Below are 18390 nucleotides of genomic sequence, written 5' to 3'. Positions count from 1 at the left end.
TCGCGCACTTCGAGCTCGACGAGTTCGAGAAGCTCGGCGTCGTCAACCTGGTCGACCTTGTTGAGGAACACGACGATAGCAGGAACGCCGACCTGACGGGCAAGCAGGATGTGCTCGCGGGTCTGCGGCATCGGGCCGTCGGCGGCCGAGCAAACCAGGATCGCGCCGTCCATCTGGGCGGCACCGGTGATCATGTTCTTGACGTAGTCGGCGTGGCCGGGGCAGTCGACGTGAGCATAATGGCGGTTGGCCGTCTCGTATTCGACGTGCGCCGTCGAAATGGTGATGCCGCGGGCCTTTTCTTCCGGAGCGGCGTCGATCTGGTCGTACGCCTTGAACTCGCCGAAGTACTTGGTGATCGCTGCCGTCAGAGACGTCTTGCCGTGGTCAACGTGGCCGATCGTGCCGATGTTAACGTGCGGCTTGTTGCGCTCAAACTTACTCTTTGCCATTTTCGGCTCTCCATTTTGCTAGCCCCCGAAGGGATCTAATTCTTGTTATCGGTCAATTGGTATTCCGGTCACTTCTGACCGGAATACTTTGCCTGGATTTCAGTTGCGACGTTCGACGGGACCGGCGAGTAGTGATCGAAGGTCATCGTGTACTGAGCACGGCCCTGCGACATGGAGCGCAGGTTATCCACGTACTTGAACATGTTCGCCAGCGGAACGTTGGCGTTGATGACGACGGCAATACCGCGGCTTTCCTGGCCCTGGATCTGACCACGGCGGGAGTTGAGGTCGCCGATAACGTCACCGACGTAGTCTTCCGGCGTGACGACTTCGACCCTCATCATCGGCTCGAGGAGCTGAGCGCCGGCCTTCTTGGCTGCTTCACGGAAGCAAGCACGCGAGGCGATTTCGAACGCCAGAACCGACGAGTCGACGTCGTGGAAGGCACCGTCGATGAGCGTCGCCTTGACGCCCAGCATCGGGAAGCCAGCGAGCGGGCCAGAGGACAGAACGCTTTCGATGCCCTTCTGGACGCCCGGGATGTATTCCTTCGGAACGGAACCACCGACGATCTTCGATTCGAACTTGAAGTCTTCGCCTTCCGGGTTCGGTTCGAAGATGATCTTGACGCGCGCGAACTGGCCGGTACCACCGGTCTGCTTCTTGTGCGTGTAATCTTCTTCGGTCATGCGGGTAATGGTTTCGCGGTAAGCAACCTGCGGCGCGCCGACGTTTGCTTCTACCTTGAACTCACGACGCATGCGGTCGACGATGATGTCGAGGTGCAGTTCGCCCATGCCGGCGATGATCGTCTGACCGGATTCCTGGTCCGTCTTCACGCGGAAGGACGGGTCTTCGGCTGCCAGGCGGTTGAGCGCGAGGCCCATCTTTTCCTGGTCGCCCTTGGACTTCGGCTCGATAGCGATCTGGATGACCGGCTCCGGGAACTCCATGCGCTCGAGGATAACCGGCTTCAGCGGGTCGCAGAGCGTGTCACCCGTGGTGGTTTCCTTGAGACCGGCGAGAGCAACGATGTCGCCTGCGAAGGCTTCTTCGATGTCTTCACGGGAGTTCGAGTGCATCTGCAGCATGCGGCCGACGCGCTCGCGCTTGTCCTTGACCGTATTCAGAACCGAGGAGCCCTTTTCGAGCTTGCCCGAGTAGATGCGCGCGAAGGTCAGCGAGCCGACGAACGGGTCGTTCATGATCTTGAACGCGAGCATGGAAAGCGGCTCGCTGTCGTCAGCGTGGCGCTCGATTTCGGCTTCGGTCTTGAAGTCGATGCCCTTGATCGCCGGAATGTCGAGCGGCGACGGCAGGTAGTCGACAACAGCGTCGAGAAGCGGCTGAACGCCCTTGTTCTTGAAGGCGGTGCCGCAGAACATCGGGTGGAACTTGACGTCGATCGTGCCGCGGCGGACGAGCGCGCGGATCTGATCGTTGTCGGGCATGTTGCCTTCGAGGTAGGCTTCCATCGCGGCTTCGTCGATCTCGACAACGGTCTCGATCAGCTTTTCGCGATATTCTTCAGCCTTGGCCTTAAGGTCTTCCGGAATTTCAACCACGTCCCACTGTGCGCCAAGCGACTCGTCGCGCCACACGAGAGCGTTCATCTCGACCAGGTCGACAACGCCCTTGAAGTCGCTTTCTGCGCCGATCGGCAGCTGCATGACGACAGCCGTTGCGCCGAGACGAGTCTTGATCATCTCGACGGAGCGGTAGAAGTCCGCACCGGTCTTGTCCATCTTGTTGCAGAAGATCATGCGCGGAACATTGTACTTCTCAGCCTGACGCCAGACGGTTTCCGTCTGCGGCTCAACACCGGCGTTGGCGTCAAGAAGAGCAATAGCACCGTCGAGAACGCGCAGCGAACGCTCGACTTCGATGGTGAAGTCGACGTGGCCGGGGGTGTCGATGATGTTGAAGCGGCGCATCTTGCCGTCACGGCCCTTCCAGAAGGTCGTGGTCGCAGCGGAGGTGATCGTGATGCCACGCTCCTGCTCCTGCTCCATCCAGTCCATGGTGGCTGCGCCATCGTGAACTTCACCGATCTTGTGCGACTTGCCGGTGTAATAGAGAATACGCTCGGTGGTCGTGGTCTTGCCGGCGTCAATGTGCGCCATGATACCGAAATTTCGGTAGTCTTCGATTTTATATTCGCGAGCCATTGTGGACTGCCTTTCGATACCCGTTCGGGATTACCAGCGATAGTGCGAGAACGCACGGTTGGCATCAGCCATCTTGTGCGTGTCTTCGCGCTTCTTCACGGCACTGCCGCGGTTGTTGGATGCATCGAGAAGCTCGCCGGAAAGGCGGTCAACCATGGTCGTTTCGTTGCGCTTGCGGGCAGCAGCGATGAGCCAGCGAATGGCAAGAGCCTGACGGCGCTCCGGACGAACATCGACAGGAACCTGGTAGGTCGCGCCACCGACGCGGCGCGAGCGGACTTCAACGTGCGGGGCAATGTTGTCGAGCGCAGCATGGAAAACCGCGAGCGGCTCCTGCTTGGACTTGCCCTGTACGGAGTCGAACGCACCGTAGACGATGTTTTCGGCGACGGACTTCTTGCCATCGAGCATGATGGCATTCATGAACTTCGTGACAACCAGGTCGCCGAACTTCGGGTCCGGGTTGATCTCGCGCTTTTCTGCTCTGTGACGTCTGGACATACTTCTCGTCTCTTTAACTGTTAAGGCGCTTTATCACGCGGAGAACCTCGCGCAGCGCCGGAAAACCAAAACCGAATTACTTCGGACGCTTCGCACCGTACTTCGAACGGCGCTGCTTGCGGTTCTTGACACCCTGAGTATCGAGAACGCCGCGGATGATGTGGTAACGAACACCCGGAAGGTCCTTGACGCGGCCGCCACGGATCATGACGACAGAGTGTTCCTGAAGGTTGTGACCTTCGCCGGGGATGTAACCAATGACTTCAAAGCCGTTGGTGAGGCGGATCTTGGCAACCTTACGCAGAGCCGAGTTCGGCTTCTTCGGCGTCGTGGTGTAGACGCGGGTGCAAACGCCGCGCTTCTGCGGGTTCTCCTGCAGCGCAGGAACCTTGTTACGCTTTACGTTCGCCTGGCGAGGCTTGCGGATCAGCTGGTTTACGGTAGGCATTCAACCATCCCTTACGTTTATCTTTCGAACCCTTGCGGGCGCAACTCACGCCGTCTCCGGCAAGACCACACGGCTGTCGTCAATGCGCAAAATGTGGCCCGATCCGCTTGCGCAGATGGACCACTGGAGGCAGAGGACGCAAAAAAGACATGCGTCATGCGTGCAGGCATCATATCTTCAACGTGCGTTTCGAACCTTGTTTGAGGAAAACTCCAGAGCGCGACGCTCCAGACAGCCATGCCTCACATGGGTTCCGATGGCGCGGGTACTACTGGTTTCCCACAGCTTCGTCAAGGCCGGTTAAGAAATAATCTTCGGCGGATCGCCTTGAAACCCGGGCTTCCTGCGCTCTTTGAAGGCTTTTAGACGAATTGCACGCTGCGCTCCAACTTGAACTTGGGCATTGCAGCAAAAGCGGCTAAGGAATCGGCCTTGGCAGGCTGCGCGCCCGTGTAAACGGATTCGAGTGTTCGAATCGTTAATGTTCAAAAGGATGATGAATGATCGAGAAGCCCGACAACGACAATAACACCGCCGAGCCGATGATCTTCATCATCATTGGCAAGGGATACGAGTCCGATGGCAGCGAGGGCGTCGACCTGCACGTCATGTTGAGGGCGGCCGACGATGACAGCGCGGTGCGCGAGGCGCTGAACGCGCTCGCCGAAGAAGGCTTCATCGAAGCCGACCTCGACCAGATCGGCCTGCTGACCGATGTGCCGGAAGAGGAGCCGCACGCCTCGGCCTACCAGGGCGCCCTCGAAGGCGAAGTCTCCATCATTCGATTCAATTGAAAGCATGACGGAGCCGGACGACCGGCCAGTCTCCAGCCCTCCCACGAAAGAGACCGCGGATTGTCCCTGGAAAATCGCGAGGGCTGAGCAAACTGCAGGCCATCACGACGAAAAACAAAAACCGCCCGGATCGCTCCGGGCGGTTTTCAATTCGCTGGCCGAAGCTGCCGTTACTCGGCAGCCGGGGCGTTTTCGCTGGCCATGTCCTGAAGCATCGGCGTTGCGGCCTCCGCACCCGTGCCCTTGCGGCGCTCTTCGAGGATCAGCTCGTCGCGCGATGTGGCGATACGCCGGATCTGGGTCATGGTGCCGCCCGTACCAGCCGGGATGAGACGGCCGACGATGACGTTTTCCTTGAGACCCTGCAGGCCGTCGGTCTTGCCGGCGATCGCAGCTTCCGTCAGCACCTTCGTCGTTTCCTGGAAGGAAGCCGCCGAGATGAAGGACGGAGTCTGCAGCGACGCCTTGGTGATGCCGAGGAGAACCGGATCGCCGTAGGCAGGCTTCTTGCCCTGTTCGATCAGCGCGTCGTTGACGTCCTCGAGTTCGATACGGTCGACATTGTCGCCGACGATATAGGTCGAGTCGCCCGCATCGGTGATTTCCACCTTCTGCAGCATCTGACGGACAATCACTTCGATGTGCTTGTCGTTGATGACAACGCCCTGCAAGCGGTAGACTTCCTGGATTTCGTTGACGAGGTAGGAAGCCAGAGCCTCCACGCCCTTGATCGCCAGGATGTCATGCGGTGCCGGGTTACCGTCGAGGATGTAGTCACCCTTTTCGATATAGTCGCCATCCTGCAGATGGAACGGCTTGCCCTTCGGGATCAGGTACTCGACAGGCTCGACACCGTCTTCCGCCGGCTCGATGATGACGCGACGCTTGTTCTTGTAGTCGCGGCCGAGGCGGATCGTACCATCGATCTCAGCGATGATGGCGTGGTCCTTCGGACGACGAGCTTCGAACAGTTCGGCAACGCGCGGCAGACCACCGGTGATGTCCTTGGTCTTGGCGCTTTCGAGCGGCGAACGTGCAAGCACGTCACCCTGCGACACCTTCGTGCCCGGCTCGACCGACAGGATCGCATCGACCGAGAGCAGGAAGCGCGCGTCACCACCGCGTGACAGCTTCATGACATTGCCGCTGGCGTCCTTGATGACGATTGCCGGCTTGAGGTCCGAACCACGCGGGGTCGAACGCCAGTCGATAACCTGACGCTTGGTGATACCGGTCGATTCGTCGGTCGCTTCGAGGACAGAGAGGCCGTCGACAACGTCTTCGAACTGAACGGTACCGGCTACTTCCGTCATCATCGGACGGGTGTAGGGGTCCCACTCTGCCAGACGCTGACCGCGCTTGACCTTGTCGCCTTCGTCGACGTGCAACTTCGAACCATAGGCAATGCGCTGCGAGGAGCGCTCGACACCACGCTCGTCCAGGATCTGGACGGTCATGTTGCGGCCCATCGCAACGAGGCTGCCTTCCGAGTTGCGCAGCAGGTTGCGGTTCTTGAGCTGAACCGTACCCTCATACGAGGCTTCCAGGAACGACTGGTCGACCACGGTTGCCGTGCCACCAAGGTGGAACGTACGCATGGTAAGCTGCGTGCCCGGCTCGCCGATCGACTGAGCGGCGATGACGCCGACCGCTTCGCCCATGTTGACCGGCGTACCGCGCGCGAGGTCGCGACCGTAGCAAACGGCGCAGACACCCGTCTGGATTTCGCAGGTCAGTGCCGAACGGATACGGATCGACTGGATGCCGGCCTTTTCGATTTCGGCGACATCGGGCTCGAGGATCATCTTGCCGGCATCGACGATACGCTCGCCGGTGACCGGATGATCGATATCATCGAGAGCCGTACGGCCGAGGATACGTGCGCCGAGCGAAGCAACGACCTGACCGGCATCGACGATGGCGGTCATGGTGAGGCCCTTGTCGGTGCCGCAATCAACGGAGTTGACGATGCAGTCCTGCGCGACGTCGACAAGACGGCGGGTCAGGTAGCCCGAGTTTGCCGTCTTCAAGGCGGTGTCTGCCAGCCCCTTACGGGCGCCGTGCGTCGAGTTGAAGTACTCGTTGACGGTCAGGCCTTCCTTGAAGTTCGAGGTGATCGGCGTTTCGATGATTTCGCCCGACGGCTTGGCCATGAGGCCGCGCATGCCGCCCAGCTGGCGCATCTGGTTCGGCGAACCACGGGCACCCGAGTGCGACATCATGTAGATGGCGTTCATCGGCTTCTGGCGACCGGTGTTCGGGTCGAACTCGACGGCCTTAATGCGGGCCATCATGTCTTCGGCGACCTTCTCGGTAGCCTTGCCCCAGGCGTCGACAACCTTGTTGTACTTTTCGCCCTGGGTAATCAGACCGTCGTTGTACTGCTGCTCGTATTCCTTGACCAGGTTTTCGGTGTCGCCAACGATCTTTGCCTTGGTTTCCGGAATGACCATGTCGTCCTTGCCGAACGAAATGCCGGCGCGGCACGCGTGAGCAAAGCCGAGCTGCATGATGCGGTCGCAGAAAATGACCGTGTCCTTCTGACCGCAATGACGGTAGACCGTGTCGATCATCTTGGAGATGTTCTTCTTGGTCATTTCCTGGTTGCAGATGTCGAACGGCACCTTGTGGTTCTTCGGCAGCAGTTCGCCGATCAGCAGGCGGCCAGGAGTCGTCTCGTAGATCTTGGAGACGGGCTTGCCATCCTCGTCGACCGTCTTGAAGCGGCCGCGGATCTTGGTGTGCAGCGTGACGACCTTGCTTTCGAGAGCATGATGCAGTTCGCCGAGGTCGGAGAAGGCCATGCCTTCGCCCGGCTCGTTCTGATTCATGATCGAGAGGTAGTACAGGCCGAGAACCATGTCCTGCGACGGAACGATGATCGGTGCGCCGTTTGCCGGGTGCAGGATGTTGTTCGTCGACATCATCAGCACGCGGGCTTCGAGCTGGGCTTCGAGCGACAGCGGCACGTGAACGGCCATCTGGTCACCGTCGAAGTCGGCGTTGAAGGCCGTGCAGACGAGCGGGTGCAGCTGGATCGCCTTGCCTTCGACCAGGGTCGGTTCGAAGGCCTGGATGCCCAGGCGGTGCAGCGTCGGTGCGCGGTTGAGCAGAACCGGATGCTCGCGGATGACCTCGTCGAGGATATCCCAGACTTCCGGCTTTTCCTTCTCGACGAGCTTCTTCGCCTGCTTGACGGTCGAGGAGTAACCCTTGGCGTCGAGACGGGCGTAGATGAACGGCTTGAAGAGTTCGAGCGCCATCTTCTTCGGCAGGCCGCACTGGTGCAGCTTCAGCTCCGGACCGGTCACGATGACCGAACGGCCGGAATAGTCGACGCGCTTGCCGAGCAGGTTCTGGCGGAAGCGGCCCTGCTTGCCCTTCAGCATGTCGGACAGCGACTTCAGCGGACGCTTGTTGGCGCCGGTGATGACGCGGCCGCGGCGGCCGTTGTCGAACAGCGCGTCTACAGATTCCTGCAGCATGCGCTTTTCGTTGCGGATGATGATGCCCGGCGCACGAAGCTCGATCAGGCGCTTCAGACGGTTGTTGCGGTTGATGACGCGGCGATAGAGATCGTTGAGGTCGGACGTCGCGAAGCGGCCGCCGTCGAGCGGGACCAGCGGACGCAGATCCGGCGGGATCACCGGAACGACCTTCATGATCATCCATTCCGGACGGTTGCCTGACTCCATGAAGTTCTCGACGATCTTCAGGCGCTTCATCAGCTTCTTCTGCTTGAGGTCCGACGTGGTGTCGGCAAGCTCGGAGCGCAGATCGCCAGCGATCTTCTCGAGGTTCATCGAGGCCAGCATCTCGTAGATGGCTTCAGCGCCGATCATGGCCGTGAACTGGTCTTCGCCGTATTCGTCGACGGCGATCATGTACTCTTCTTCGCTCAGGAGCTGATGCTCCTTGAGCGCGGTGAGGCCGGGCTCCGTGACGATGTAATTTTCGAAGTAGAGAACGCGCTCGACATCCTTCAGCGTCATGTCGAGCAGAGTGGAAATGCGGCTCGGCAGCGACTTCAGGAACCAGATGTGGGCAACCGGGGCGGCGAGCTCGATATGGCCCATGCGCTCGCGGCGAACGCGCGACAGCGTGACTTCGACGCCGCACTTTTCGCAGATGATGCCCTTGTACTTCATGCGCTTGTACTTGCCGCACAGGCACTCGTAGTCCTTGATTGGCCCGAAGATGCGCGCGCAGAAGAGGCCGTCGCGTTCCGGCTTGAACGTGCGGTAGTTGATGGTTTCCGGCTTCTTGATCTCACCGTAAGACCAGGAGAGAATCTTCTCCGGAGAGGCGATCGAAATCCGGATGGAGTCGAAATTCTGTGCAGGCACCTGCGGATTGAAAAGATTCATGACCTCTTGGTTCATGCCTGTCTCCTTTGTGGGCGAAGCGCCCTTAGCTTGCGATGGTCAGCGGCAAATCCCGGGAACCGCGCCAACGCGTAAAACGACAATAACCGCAAAATGCGGCAGAAACGTCCCTGCCCGGCCGACACACTACGGGGCCTCGGCGGGAACGGTGTGCGCCGCCTTACAGCGCACACCCTATCAAGTGGTTACTCGGCTGCGTCCGGCAGCGCGCTCGCCTGCTGGGAATCCTCGACCTTCGAGTTTTCCAGCTCGACGCTGAGGCCGAGCGAGCGCATTTCCTTGACGAGAACATTGAAGCTTTCGGGAATACCCGCTTCGAACGTATCGTCGCCACGAACGATGGCTTCGTAGACCTTGGTGCGGCCGGCAACGTCGTCCGACTTCACCGTCAGCATTTCCTGTAGCGTATAGGCTGCGCCGTATGCTTCCAGAGCCCAGACTTCCATTTCGCCGAAGCGCTGACCGCCGAACTGCGCCTTGCCGCCCAGCGGCTGCTGGGTAACTAGCGAGTACGGACCGATCGAACGGGCGTGGATCTTGTCGTCGACCAGGTGGTTGAGCTTCAGCATGTAGATGTAGCCCACGGTCACCTGACGGTCGAACTGCTCGCCCGTACGGCCATCGTAAAGCGTCGACTGGCCGGAGTCCTTGAGACCTGCAAGACGCAGCATCTCGTTGACGTCGCCTTCATGCGCACCGTCGAAGACCGGCGTTGCGATCGAAACGCCGCGCTTCCACTGGTCGGCAAGACGCAGGACCGAGTCATCGTCGAAGTCCTGGACCTGTTCGGCCTTCGGACCGTCGCCGACAACGTCGCCGATCGTCTTGCGGAGCGGTTCAATGTTGCCGCTTGCCTTGTAGGCTTCGATCATCTCGCCGATCTGCCTGCCCATGCCGGCGCAAGCCCAACCGAGGTGCGTTTCGAGGATCTGGCCGACGTTCATGCGCGAAGGCACGCCGAGCGGGTTCAGAACGACGTCGACATGCGTACCGTCTTCGAGGAACGGCATGTCTTCGACCGGAACGATGCGCGACACGACACCCTTGTTACCATGACGGCCGGCCATCTTGTCGCCTGGCTGGATCTTGCGCTTAACAGCAACGAAGACCTTCACCATCTTCATGACGCCCGGAGGCATTTCGTCGCCGCGCTGGACCTTCTCGACCTTGTCCATGAAGCGCTGTTCAAGGCGCGACTTGGATTCGTCGTACTGGCCACGGAGAGCTTCGAGCTCGCTCTGGACCTTCTCGTCCTCGACCGCGAACATCCACCACTGCGAGCGGGGATATTCGGAAACGACGGCGTTCGAAAGTTCGGTGCCCTTCTTGAAGCCCTTCGGACCGGCGATCGCGACCTGGCCGCGCAGCATGTCGACCAGACGGCCGTAGACGTTACGGTCGAGGATCGCCTGCTCGTCGTCGCGGTCCTTTGCGAGACGCTCGATTTCTTCGCGCTCGATCGCCATCGCACGCTCGTCCTTTTCAACGCCGTGGCGGTTGAAGACGCGCACTTCGACGATCGTGCCGTAGGTGCCGGGCGGCATACGCATGGACGTATCGCGGACGTCGGAAGCCTTTTCACCAAAGATGGCGCGCAGAAGCTTTTCTTCCGGCGTCATCGGGCTTTCGCCCTTCGGCGTGATCTTGCCGACGAGGATATCGCCCGGCTGAACTTCGGCGCCGATGTAAACGATGCCGGCTTCGTCGAGGTTCTTCAGCGCTTCTTCCGAAACGTTCGGAATGTCGCGCGTGATTTCTTCCGGACCAAGCTTGGTATCACGCGCCATCACTTCGAATTCTTCGATGTGGATAGAGGTGAACACGTCGTCGGCAACGATACGCTCGGAGAGCAGGATCGAGTCTTCGTAGTTGTAACCGTTCCACGGCATGAACGCGACGAGCGCGTTGCGGCCGAGAGCGAGATCGCCCAGGTCCGTCGACGGACCGTCGGCGAGGATGTCGCCGCGGTTGACAACGTCACCGACGGTGACCAGCGGGCGCTGGTTGACGCAGGTGTTCTGGTTCGAACGCTGGAACTTCTGCAGGCGGTAGATATCGACGCCGGACTTGCCGGCTTCGAGGTCCTCAGTCGCGCGGATAACGATACGCGTCGCGTCGACCTGGTCGACCACGCCGCCACGGCGGGCGCCGATAGCAGCGCCGGAGTCGCGGGCAACGACCGGCTCCATACCGGTGCCGACGAACGGAGCTTCAGCACGCAGCAGCGGAACGGCCTGACGCTGCATGTTCGAGCCCATGAGAGCGCGGTTGGCGTCGTCGTTTTCCAGGAACGGGATGAGAGCGGCAGCAACCGAAACAACCTGCTTCGGCGAAACGTCCATCAGGTTCATGCTGTCGCGCGGAGCGAGCATAACTTCGCCCGCATGACGGCAAACGACGAATTCGTCGGTGAAGGAACCGTCGGCGCCAAGCTCGGCGTTCGCCTGCGCGACGTAGTACTTCGCCTCTTCCATGGCGGAGAGGTAAAGCACGTCGTTCGTCACCTTGCCATCAACGATGCGGCGGTACGGGCTTTCGATGAAACCGTACTTGTTGACGCGGGCGAAGGTCGCAAGCGAGTTGATCAGACCGATGTTCGGTCCCTCAGGCGTTTCGATCGGGCAAATGCGGCCGTAGTGGGTCGGGTGAACGTCGCGGACTTCGAAGCCTGCGCGCTCGCGGGTCAGACCACCCGGGCCAAGAGCCGATAGACGACGCTTGTGGGTGATTTCCGAAAGCGGATTCACCTGGTCCATGAACTGCGACAGCTGCGAGGAGCCGAAGAATTCACGGACGGCGGCAGCTGCCGGCTTCGCGTTGATCAGGTCCTGCGGCATGACCGTGTCGATTTCGATCGAGGACATACGTTCCTTGATCGCACGCTCCATGCGGAGCAGGCCGAGACGGTACTGGTTTTCCATCAATTCGCCGACAGAGCGAACACGACGGTTGCCGAGGTTGTCGATGTCGTCGATTTCGCCCTTGCCGTCGCGCAGCTCGACGAGCATCTTGACCACGGCCAGGATGTCGTCCTTGCGCAGAACGCGAACGGTGTCTTCAACGTCGAGGTCGAGACGCATGTTCATCTTCACGCGGCCAACGGCAGAGAGGTCGTACCGCTCCGCATCGAAGAACAGCGAGTTGAACATGGCTTCCGCCGAGTCGATTGTCGGCGGTTCACCCGGACGCATGACGCGGTAGATGTCGAACAGAGCGTCCTGACGGTTCTCGTTCTTGTCTGCCGTGAGCGTGTTGCGGATGTAGGCGCCGACATTGATGTGGTCGATGCCGAGAACCGGGATCTCGTCGAAACCGTTGGAGAGAATGACCGGTAGGGTCTTCTCGTCGATCTCGTCGCCGGCTTCCAGATAGATCTCACCCGTCGAGTAGTTGACGATGTCTTCGGCAAGATAGTTGCCATACAGATCGTCGTCCGTCGCCTTCAGAGCCTTGAGGCCCTTGTCGGAGAGCTGGCGGAGCAGACGCGGCGTCAGCTTCTTGCCGGCTTCGACAACGACTTCGCCGGTGTCGGCGTCGACCATCTCGGTGATCGCCTTGGCACCCTTCAGCGTTTCCGGCTTGAAGGGAATACGCCAGCCCTGGCCGTCGCGCTTGTAGAGCGACTTCGTATAGAACGTGTCGAGGATTTCCTCGCCGTCCATGCCGAGGGCCATCAGCAGCGAGCTCACCGGAATCTTGCGGCGGCGGTCGATACGGGCATAGACGATGTCCTTGGCGTCGAACTCGATGTCGAGCCAGGAACCGCGGTACGGGATCACGCGGGCAGCGAAGAGCAGCTTGCCGGAAGAATGGCTCTTGCCCTTGTCGTGGTCGAAGAAGACGCCCGGCGAACGGTGCATCTGGGACACGATAACGCGTTCGGTGCCGTTCACGATGAACGTACCGTTGTTCGTCATGAGCGGCATGTCGCCCATGTAGACCGACTGTTCCTTGATGTCCTTGATCGACTTCGCGCCGGTATCCTCATCGATATCGAACACGATGAGACGGAGGGTAACCTTCAGCGGCGCTGCGTAGGTCAGGTCGCGCTGGCGGCACTCGTCGACGTCGAACTTCGGCGGCTCGAATTCATAGGACACGAATTCCAGCATCGAAGCGCCAGAGAAGTCCGTGATCGGGAAAACTGACTTGAAGACGGCCTGAAGGCCTTCGTCAGGGCGGCCGCCCTTCGGCTCTTCTACCATCAGGAATTGGTCGTAGGATGCCTTTTGAACCTCGATGAGGTTCGGCATTTCTGCGACTTCGGGGATCTTACCAAAAAACTTGCGTACGCGCCTACGACCATTGAACGAAAGGGTCTGAGCCATCGTCGCTCCTTCAAAAATTGCATCCGGGCCTGCAACGGACGGGAACCGCTGGCCAGGCGATCCCGTCAATCAATGGATATCTCAATCTCGTCTCACATCCCGAAGCCACACGGCCGGATTGCCTTGCGCTTCGGTTCGAGACCATGCTCTTGAAGAACCCATTACCCAAAAGCCGGTTTCACGCGGCTTTTGGGTAATTCGTTCATAAAAACGGCAAACGGGAGACGGCAAATACCGCCTCCCAGATGCAGTTCAAGATTACTTGACGTCGGCCTTTGCGCCTGCGTCTTCAAGCTTCTTCTTGATGTCAGCGGCTTCAGCCTTGGAAACGGCTTCCTTGACAGCCTTCGGAGCGCCTTCGACGAGGTCCTTGGCTTCCTTGAGGCCGAGGCCGGTGATGGCGCGGACTTCCTTGATGACGTTGATCTTGTTGGCGCCGGCATCCGTGAGGATGACGTCGAACTCGGTCTTTTCTTCTTCAGCAGCAGCAGCAGCGCCTGCACCGCCAGCAACGGCAGCAACAGCGACCGGAGCAGCAGCGGAAACGCCCCACTTTTCTTCGAGAAGCTTGGACAGTTCTGCAGCTTCCAGAACGGTCAGCGAGGAGAGGTCGTCTACGATCTTTGCGAGATCAGCCATTTTATCAGTTCCTTTTGTTCGGTTCGAACCGGTTGTTTATAAACAGCAAAAAACCGCCTTATGCGGCTTCGTCCTTCTTGGCGTAAGCCGAAAACACGCGAGCAAGCTGGCTTGCCGGTGCTGCAACAACGCCTGCGATACGGGTAGCCGGAGTCTGGATCATGCCCAGCAGCTTCGCGCGCAGTTCGTCCAACGACGGCAGGGTCGCAAGCGACTTGACTGCATCGGCGTTGAGCGTGGTTGTTCCCATGGCGCCACCGAGGACAACGATCTTATCGTTGGTCTTGGCGAAATCCACGACGACTTTCGGAGCGGTGATCGGGTCATTGCTGTATGCAATGAGCGTCTGACCGGTGAAGAGACCAGAGATCCCTTCCGCTTCCGTACCCTGAAGGGCGATTTTGGCCAGGCGGTTCTTCGCGACTTTGACGGTGCCGCCAGCAGCGCGCATCTTCGAACGGAAGTCGTTCATCTGCGCGACTGTAGCACCAGCATAGTGGGCCACGACAACCGAGCCCGAAGCCTTGAAGACTTCGTTCAGTTCCGTGACGAATTCGCGTTTTTCCGCTCTTTCCACTGCCTATCTCCAGTTGGCAGGACCTTTTGACGGGCCCCACCGGGTTGCCTTTTGCCTCCCGGGATCAGAAGCGATCCCAAGCGGCGCTTGAGGATCCTGTCCCCTCGCGCTTCGCGCCAAAGAAAGGCCGAAGGCACAAGGCATCCAAGGCTCGAACCAAATTCCTAGAAGCAGAACTTCATGCAATTCGGGTCTTACCCGTCTCATGCAGGCCAAGTGATTAAGGGAAAACCACCTGCAATCTCGGACAGGATTCCGGATTTCTCCGGAATATTCCGGCCCCTTGCGAGGCCGGAATTCTTGCTACCGGGCAAACGCCCGATGAAACTTGTTAAGCGGCCGTGACCGACGACGGGTCGATCTTGACGCCCGGGCCCATGGTCGAAGAGATTGCCACGCGCTTGACGTAGTTGCCCTTTGCACCAGCCGGCTTTGCCTTGATGACGGCATCGGCGAAGGCACGGATGTTTTCTTCCAGAGCCTTTGCATCGAAGGACGCCTTGCCGATACCGGCATGAACGATACCAGCCTTCTCGACGCGAAACTCGACGGCGCCGCCCTTGGAGGCCTTGATCGCGCCAGTAACGTCCATGGTGACCGTTCCGACCTTCGGGTTCGGCATCATGCCGCGCGGGCCGAGCACCTTACCGAGACGGCCGACGAGCGGCATCATGTCCGGGGTCGCGATGACGCGATCGAAATCGATCTTGCCACCCTGAACGATTTCAACCAGGTCTTCCGCGCCGACAATGTCGGCACCGGCTGCCTTGGCTTCGTCGGCCTTGGCGCCACGGGCGAAAACGGCGACGCGAACGTCGCGGCCCGTGCCGTTCGGCAGATTGACGACGCCACGGACCATCTGGTCAGCATGACGCGGATCGACGCCGAGGTTCATCGCGATTTCGACGGTCTCGTCGAACTTGGCGATCGCTCGGGCCTTGACCATCGAGATGGCGTCCGTCAGCGCGACCAGCTTGGTCGGATCGACGCCTTCGCGGATCTTCTGAATACGCTTTGCGAGCTTTGCCATGTTACGCCACCACTTCCAGGCCCATGGCGCGGGCAGAGCCCTCGATCATGGCCATTGCGCCTTCGATATCCGCGGCGTTCAGGTCCTTCATCTTGGCTTCGGCGATCGACTTGATCTGAGCCTTGGTCAGCTTGCCGGCGGTAGCGCCCTTGCCGGGCGTCTTGGAACCGGACTGAATCTTCGCTTCCTTCTTGAGGAAGTAGCTGACAGGCGGCTGCTTCATCGCGAAGGTAAAGGACTTGTCCTGGTAATAGGTGATGACGACCGGAATCGGCATACCCTTTTCCATTTCCTGCGTGGCGGCATTGAACGCCTTGCAGAATTCCATGATGTTAATGCCACGCTGACCAAGCGCCGGGCCGATCGGCGGGGACGGGTTTGCCGATCCTGCCTTGACCTGAAGCTTGAGCTGGCCTGCAACTTTCTTAGCCATAACTCTCTGCCTTTCATTGATGACCGGTTGCCCGGCCAGGGATGCCGGACTGCTCCGGCGGCTGCGGTTGCGTGGTGCGGATTTTAAGAGCCCGGCTAAGACCCCTCACCTTCCACGCGGCTTGCGGCTTTCACCGCAGACGTCAATCAGGAATGACCGACGTCCGATTGCTAAAATCAGACCTTTTCGACCTGACCGTATTCCAGTTCGACCGGGGTCGCGCGGCCGAAGATCGAGACTTCCACCTTCAGGCGCGAACGCTCCTCATCCACGTCCTGAACCGTGCCGTTGAACGATGCGAACGGACCGTCGGAAACGCGGACCTGCTCACCGATCTCGAAGGTAACGGAAGCCTTCGGCCGCTCGACACCTTCCTGGACCTGGCCGAGAATGCGCTCGGCCTCGGAGTCCGGAATCGGAACCGGCTTGTTGTCGGAGCCGAGGAAGCCTGTGACCTTCGGCGTGTTCTTGATCAGGTGGTAGGCTTCGTCCGTCAGGTTCGCACGAACCATGACGTAACCCGGGAAGAACTTGCGCTCGCTGTCGACCTTGCGGCCACGGCGCACTTCAACCACCTTTTCGGTCGGCACAAGGATCTTCTCGAAAAGATGCTCGAGACCCTTCTGACGAGCCTTGTTCTCGATGTCTTCTGCGACCTTCTTTTCAAAATTCGAATACGCGTGGACGATGTACCAACGTGCCGCCATCTAATATCTCCACCCGATCAGTTGCTGGTGTTGAGCACGAAGCTCAGGGCCCAGCCAATCAGCTGGTCAGCAGCAAAGAAAAACAGCGCGGCGAAAACCACCATGACCAGCACCATGATCGTCGAGATCATGGTTTCACGGCGAGACGGCCAGGTAACTTTGGACGTTTCGGCGCGAACCTGCTGCAGGAACGCAAACGGATTGGATTTGGATGCCATCGACTGCCCACGCAATTACGGCGCGTAAAGCTGAACGTCTCAGCCCCACGCACCGCGTGTCTGTTGAACCTACATAAACATCAATTCCCAATTTCACAAGAGGGAATGCGAAGTTTAGCGAAATTTGCCATATGCCCTCTCCGCCGGAACGCTGCGAGAACGTCCGCGCTTTTCCGTTCGAAGAAGATGGCAGGGGCAGAGGGGCTCGAACCCCCGACCTGCGGTTTTGGAGACCGCCGCTCTACCAGCTGAGCTATACCCCTTTACGCTTTACATTCAGCCCTTTGACCTTGCGGCCGAAGCGCTTCGTGCAAGCATGGCGCTCCTTTAAGGCGGGAGTGCGGGATTGGCAAGTGCGTTTTTCTATTTTTCCAATCCCGCGTCACCGGATGGCCCTGCGATCAGATCTTCACGTACTTGCGCCAGTCATGCTCTTCCTTGAAGCCGAGGACTTCGCGGATCTTGCGGTTCGAGAGCAAGCCCTCGTATTCCCCGATCTCGCGGGTAAAGGGCACATTCGGGAAAAAGCGCCTGGCGAGTTCCTTCGACGGCATGTTGGCCGTCACGGTGTCATTCACGGCATTGAATACCTGGAAGCCCAGTCCGTCCTTCCCGATGCACAGATGGACAATCTGCGCCAGATCGCGGGCATCGACATAGTTCCAGGCGTTGCGCCTGCGCGTCTCGGGATTGGCAACAAAGCCGCGAAATTTCTCATATTCATGCGGTTCGATGACATTACCTATGCGCAGCGCATAGATATCGGCACCGGAACGCTCGGCAAAGGCGCGTGCCGTCTTCTCGTTCAGCACCTTCGACAGGCCATAGCTGTCCATAGGATCGACGTCGTAGTCCTCTTCCAGCGGAAACTGATGAAAATCCTTCTGTCCCTCCGCGAAGCAGACGCCGTAGGTCGTCTCGCTCGACGCAAGGATGATTTTCCGCACGCCGAGTTTCACCGCAGCCTCGATGACATTGTAGGTGCCCATCGTGTTGATGCGGAAGGTCTCGTTGTCCGGCTTGATGAGAATGCGCGGGATGGCGGCAAAATGCACGACGGCGTCGAAGCCCTTGACGCCCTCTCCCGTGTCGAGATCGGGAAAATCGCGATGCATCGACAATACGTTGAAGACCTGACCGCTATCGGTGATATCGGCGATCAGGTTGGTGACACCGGGGCTGTCGAGCGGAACAAGATCGACATTGTGCACGTCATAGCCGGCGTTGATGAGCCACGGCACGACATGCCGGCCGGCCTTGCCAGAGCCGCCGGTAAAAAGAATACGCTTCTTCATGAAATCTCCTCCGCTGCATGAGTTCGGAGCAAAAATAATGTCTTTGAGGGGCAGCGCAAGGTCATGGAGGAGACCCCCGCGCAATCCCGGCGGCCCCTGCCCCAGAACGAGAGAAGCCCCGCTGTTTCCAGCGGGGCTTCTTGAATTCACGATAAGTCGAAGATTACTCGACGATGCTTGCGACGATGCCGGCGCCGACGGTGCGGCCGCCTTCGCGGATGGCGAAGCGCAGCTTTTCTTCCATGGCGATCGGAACGATCAGTTCGACGTCAACCGTGACGTTGTCGCCCGGCATGACCATTTCCGTGCCTTCCGGCAGCGTGACGATGCCGGTCACATCAGTCGTGCGGAAGTAGAACTGCGGACGGTAGTTGGTGAAGAACGGCGTATGACGGCCGCCTTCTTCCTTCGTCAG

Annotated in this window: 15 protein-coding genes and 1 tRNA gene; 1 reads left to right on the top strand and 15 read right to left on the bottom strand. The window is 59.5% G+C overall.

The window, feature by feature from the left end; all coding sequences use genetic code 11:
* The 4 genes from ACPYOI_RS28770 to rpsL form a co-directional block, all read right to left on the bottom strand.
* On the bottom strand, positions 1 to 452 hold a 452-nt coding region (locus ACPYOI_RS28770), incomplete at its 3' end, for a GTP-binding protein (RefSeq protein WP_481423692.1).
* 68 nt (positions 453 to 520) lie between these two features.
* A complete protein-coding gene (gene fusA / locus ACPYOI_RS28765) occupies positions 521 to 2620 on the bottom strand; it encodes an elongation factor G (protein WP_481417336.1) in 2100 nt (699 codons plus the stop codon).
* Positions 2621 to 2650: 30 nt separating this feature from the next.
* Positions 2651 to 3121, bottom strand: a complete 471-nt coding sequence (rpsG, locus tag ACPYOI_RS28760; RefSeq protein WP_168829314.1) for a 30S ribosomal protein S7 — start codon at positions 3119 to 3121, stop codon at positions 2651 to 2653.
* 76 nt (positions 3122 to 3197) lie between these two features.
* Positions 3198 to 3569 (bottom strand): 30S ribosomal protein S12, encoded by a 372-nt coding sequence (gene rpsL / locus ACPYOI_RS28755; protein WP_003547537.1) that lies wholly within the window; start codon positions 3567 to 3569, stop codon positions 3198 to 3200.
* Positions 3570 to 4069: 500 nt separating this feature from the next.
* Between rpsL and ACPYOI_RS28750 the strand changes: the two genes are divergently transcribed.
* Positions 4070 to 4363 carry a transcriptional regulator gene (locus ACPYOI_RS28750; RefSeq protein WP_168829313.1) on the top strand — a complete coding sequence of 98 codons (294 nt, stop codon included), beginning with the start codon at positions 4070 to 4072 and terminating at the stop codon, positions 4361 to 4363.
* A gap of 170 nt (positions 4364 to 4533) precedes the next feature.
* Here the strand turns inward: ACPYOI_RS28750 and rpoC are convergent, their stop codons facing one another.
* The 11 genes from rpoC to ACPYOI_RS28695 form a co-directional block, all read right to left on the bottom strand.
* Positions 4534 to 8745: a DNA-directed RNA polymerase subunit beta' gene (gene rpoC / locus ACPYOI_RS28745; protein WP_481423691.1), complete on the bottom strand. Its 4212-nt coding sequence runs from the start codon at positions 8743 to 8745 to the stop codon at positions 4534 to 4536.
* Positions 8746 to 8933: 188 nt separating this feature from the next.
* On the bottom strand, positions 8934 to 13076 hold the full coding sequence (gene rpoB / locus ACPYOI_RS28740; protein WP_481417968.1) for a DNA-directed RNA polymerase subunit beta: 4143 nt from the start codon (positions 13074 to 13076) through the stop codon (positions 8934 to 8936).
* A gap of 258 nt (positions 13077 to 13334) precedes the next feature.
* The gene (gene rplL / locus ACPYOI_RS28735; protein WP_168829310.1) at positions 13335 to 13715 is read right to left on the bottom strand and encodes a 50S ribosomal protein L7/L12; all 381 of its coding nucleotides are present in this window, start codon (positions 13713 to 13715) and stop codon (positions 13335 to 13337) included.
* 58 nt (positions 13716 to 13773) lie between these two features.
* A complete protein-coding gene (rplJ, locus tag ACPYOI_RS28730; protein WP_016553543.1) occupies positions 13774 to 14292 on the bottom strand; it encodes a 50S ribosomal protein L10 in 519 nt (172 codons plus the stop codon).
* A 331-nt stretch (positions 14293 to 14623) separates the two neighbouring features.
* On the bottom strand, positions 14624 to 15322 hold the full coding sequence (gene rplA, locus ACPYOI_RS28725; RefSeq protein ID WP_481417967.1) for a 50S ribosomal protein L1: 699 nt from the start codon (positions 15320 to 15322) through the stop codon (positions 14624 to 14626).
* Position 15323: 1 nt separating this feature from the next.
* Positions 15324 to 15755: a 50S ribosomal protein L11 gene (gene rplK, locus ACPYOI_RS28720; RefSeq protein ID WP_168829308.1), complete on the bottom strand. Its 432-nt coding sequence runs from the start codon at positions 15753 to 15755 to the stop codon at positions 15324 to 15326.
* A gap of 176 nt (positions 15756 to 15931) precedes the next feature.
* Positions 15932 to 16462: a transcription termination/antitermination protein NusG gene (gene nusG, locus ACPYOI_RS28715; RefSeq protein WP_168829307.1), complete on the bottom strand. Its 531-nt coding sequence runs from the start codon at positions 16460 to 16462 to the stop codon at positions 15932 to 15934.
* A gap of 17 nt (positions 16463 to 16479) precedes the next feature.
* A complete protein-coding gene (secE, locus tag ACPYOI_RS28710) occupies positions 16480 to 16680 on the bottom strand; it encodes a preprotein translocase subunit SecE (RefSeq protein WP_168829306.1) in 201 nt (66 codons plus the stop codon).
* A 187-nt stretch (positions 16681 to 16867) separates the two neighbouring features.
* Positions 16868 to 16943: transfer RNA gene (locus ACPYOI_RS28705), tRNA-Trp, on the bottom strand.
* A 138-nt stretch (positions 16944 to 17081) separates the two neighbouring features.
* Positions 17082 to 17975: an NAD-dependent epimerase/dehydratase family protein gene (locus ACPYOI_RS28700; RefSeq protein WP_481417966.1), complete on the bottom strand. Its 894-nt coding sequence runs from the start codon at positions 17973 to 17975 to the stop codon at positions 17082 to 17084.
* 163 nt (positions 17976 to 18138) lie between these two features.
* Positions 18139 to 18390 (bottom strand): EF-Tu C-terminal domain-related protein (locus tag ACPYOI_RS28695; RefSeq protein WP_481423690.1); only part of this gene is annotated, 252 nt, incomplete at its 5' end.

The sequence above is a fragment of the Rhizobium sp. SVR5-2C genome (genome assembly GCF_056755115.1).
The sequence above is the reverse complement of the archived record's forward strand: the minus strand, read 5'-3'. Positions and strand labels throughout refer to the sequence as shown.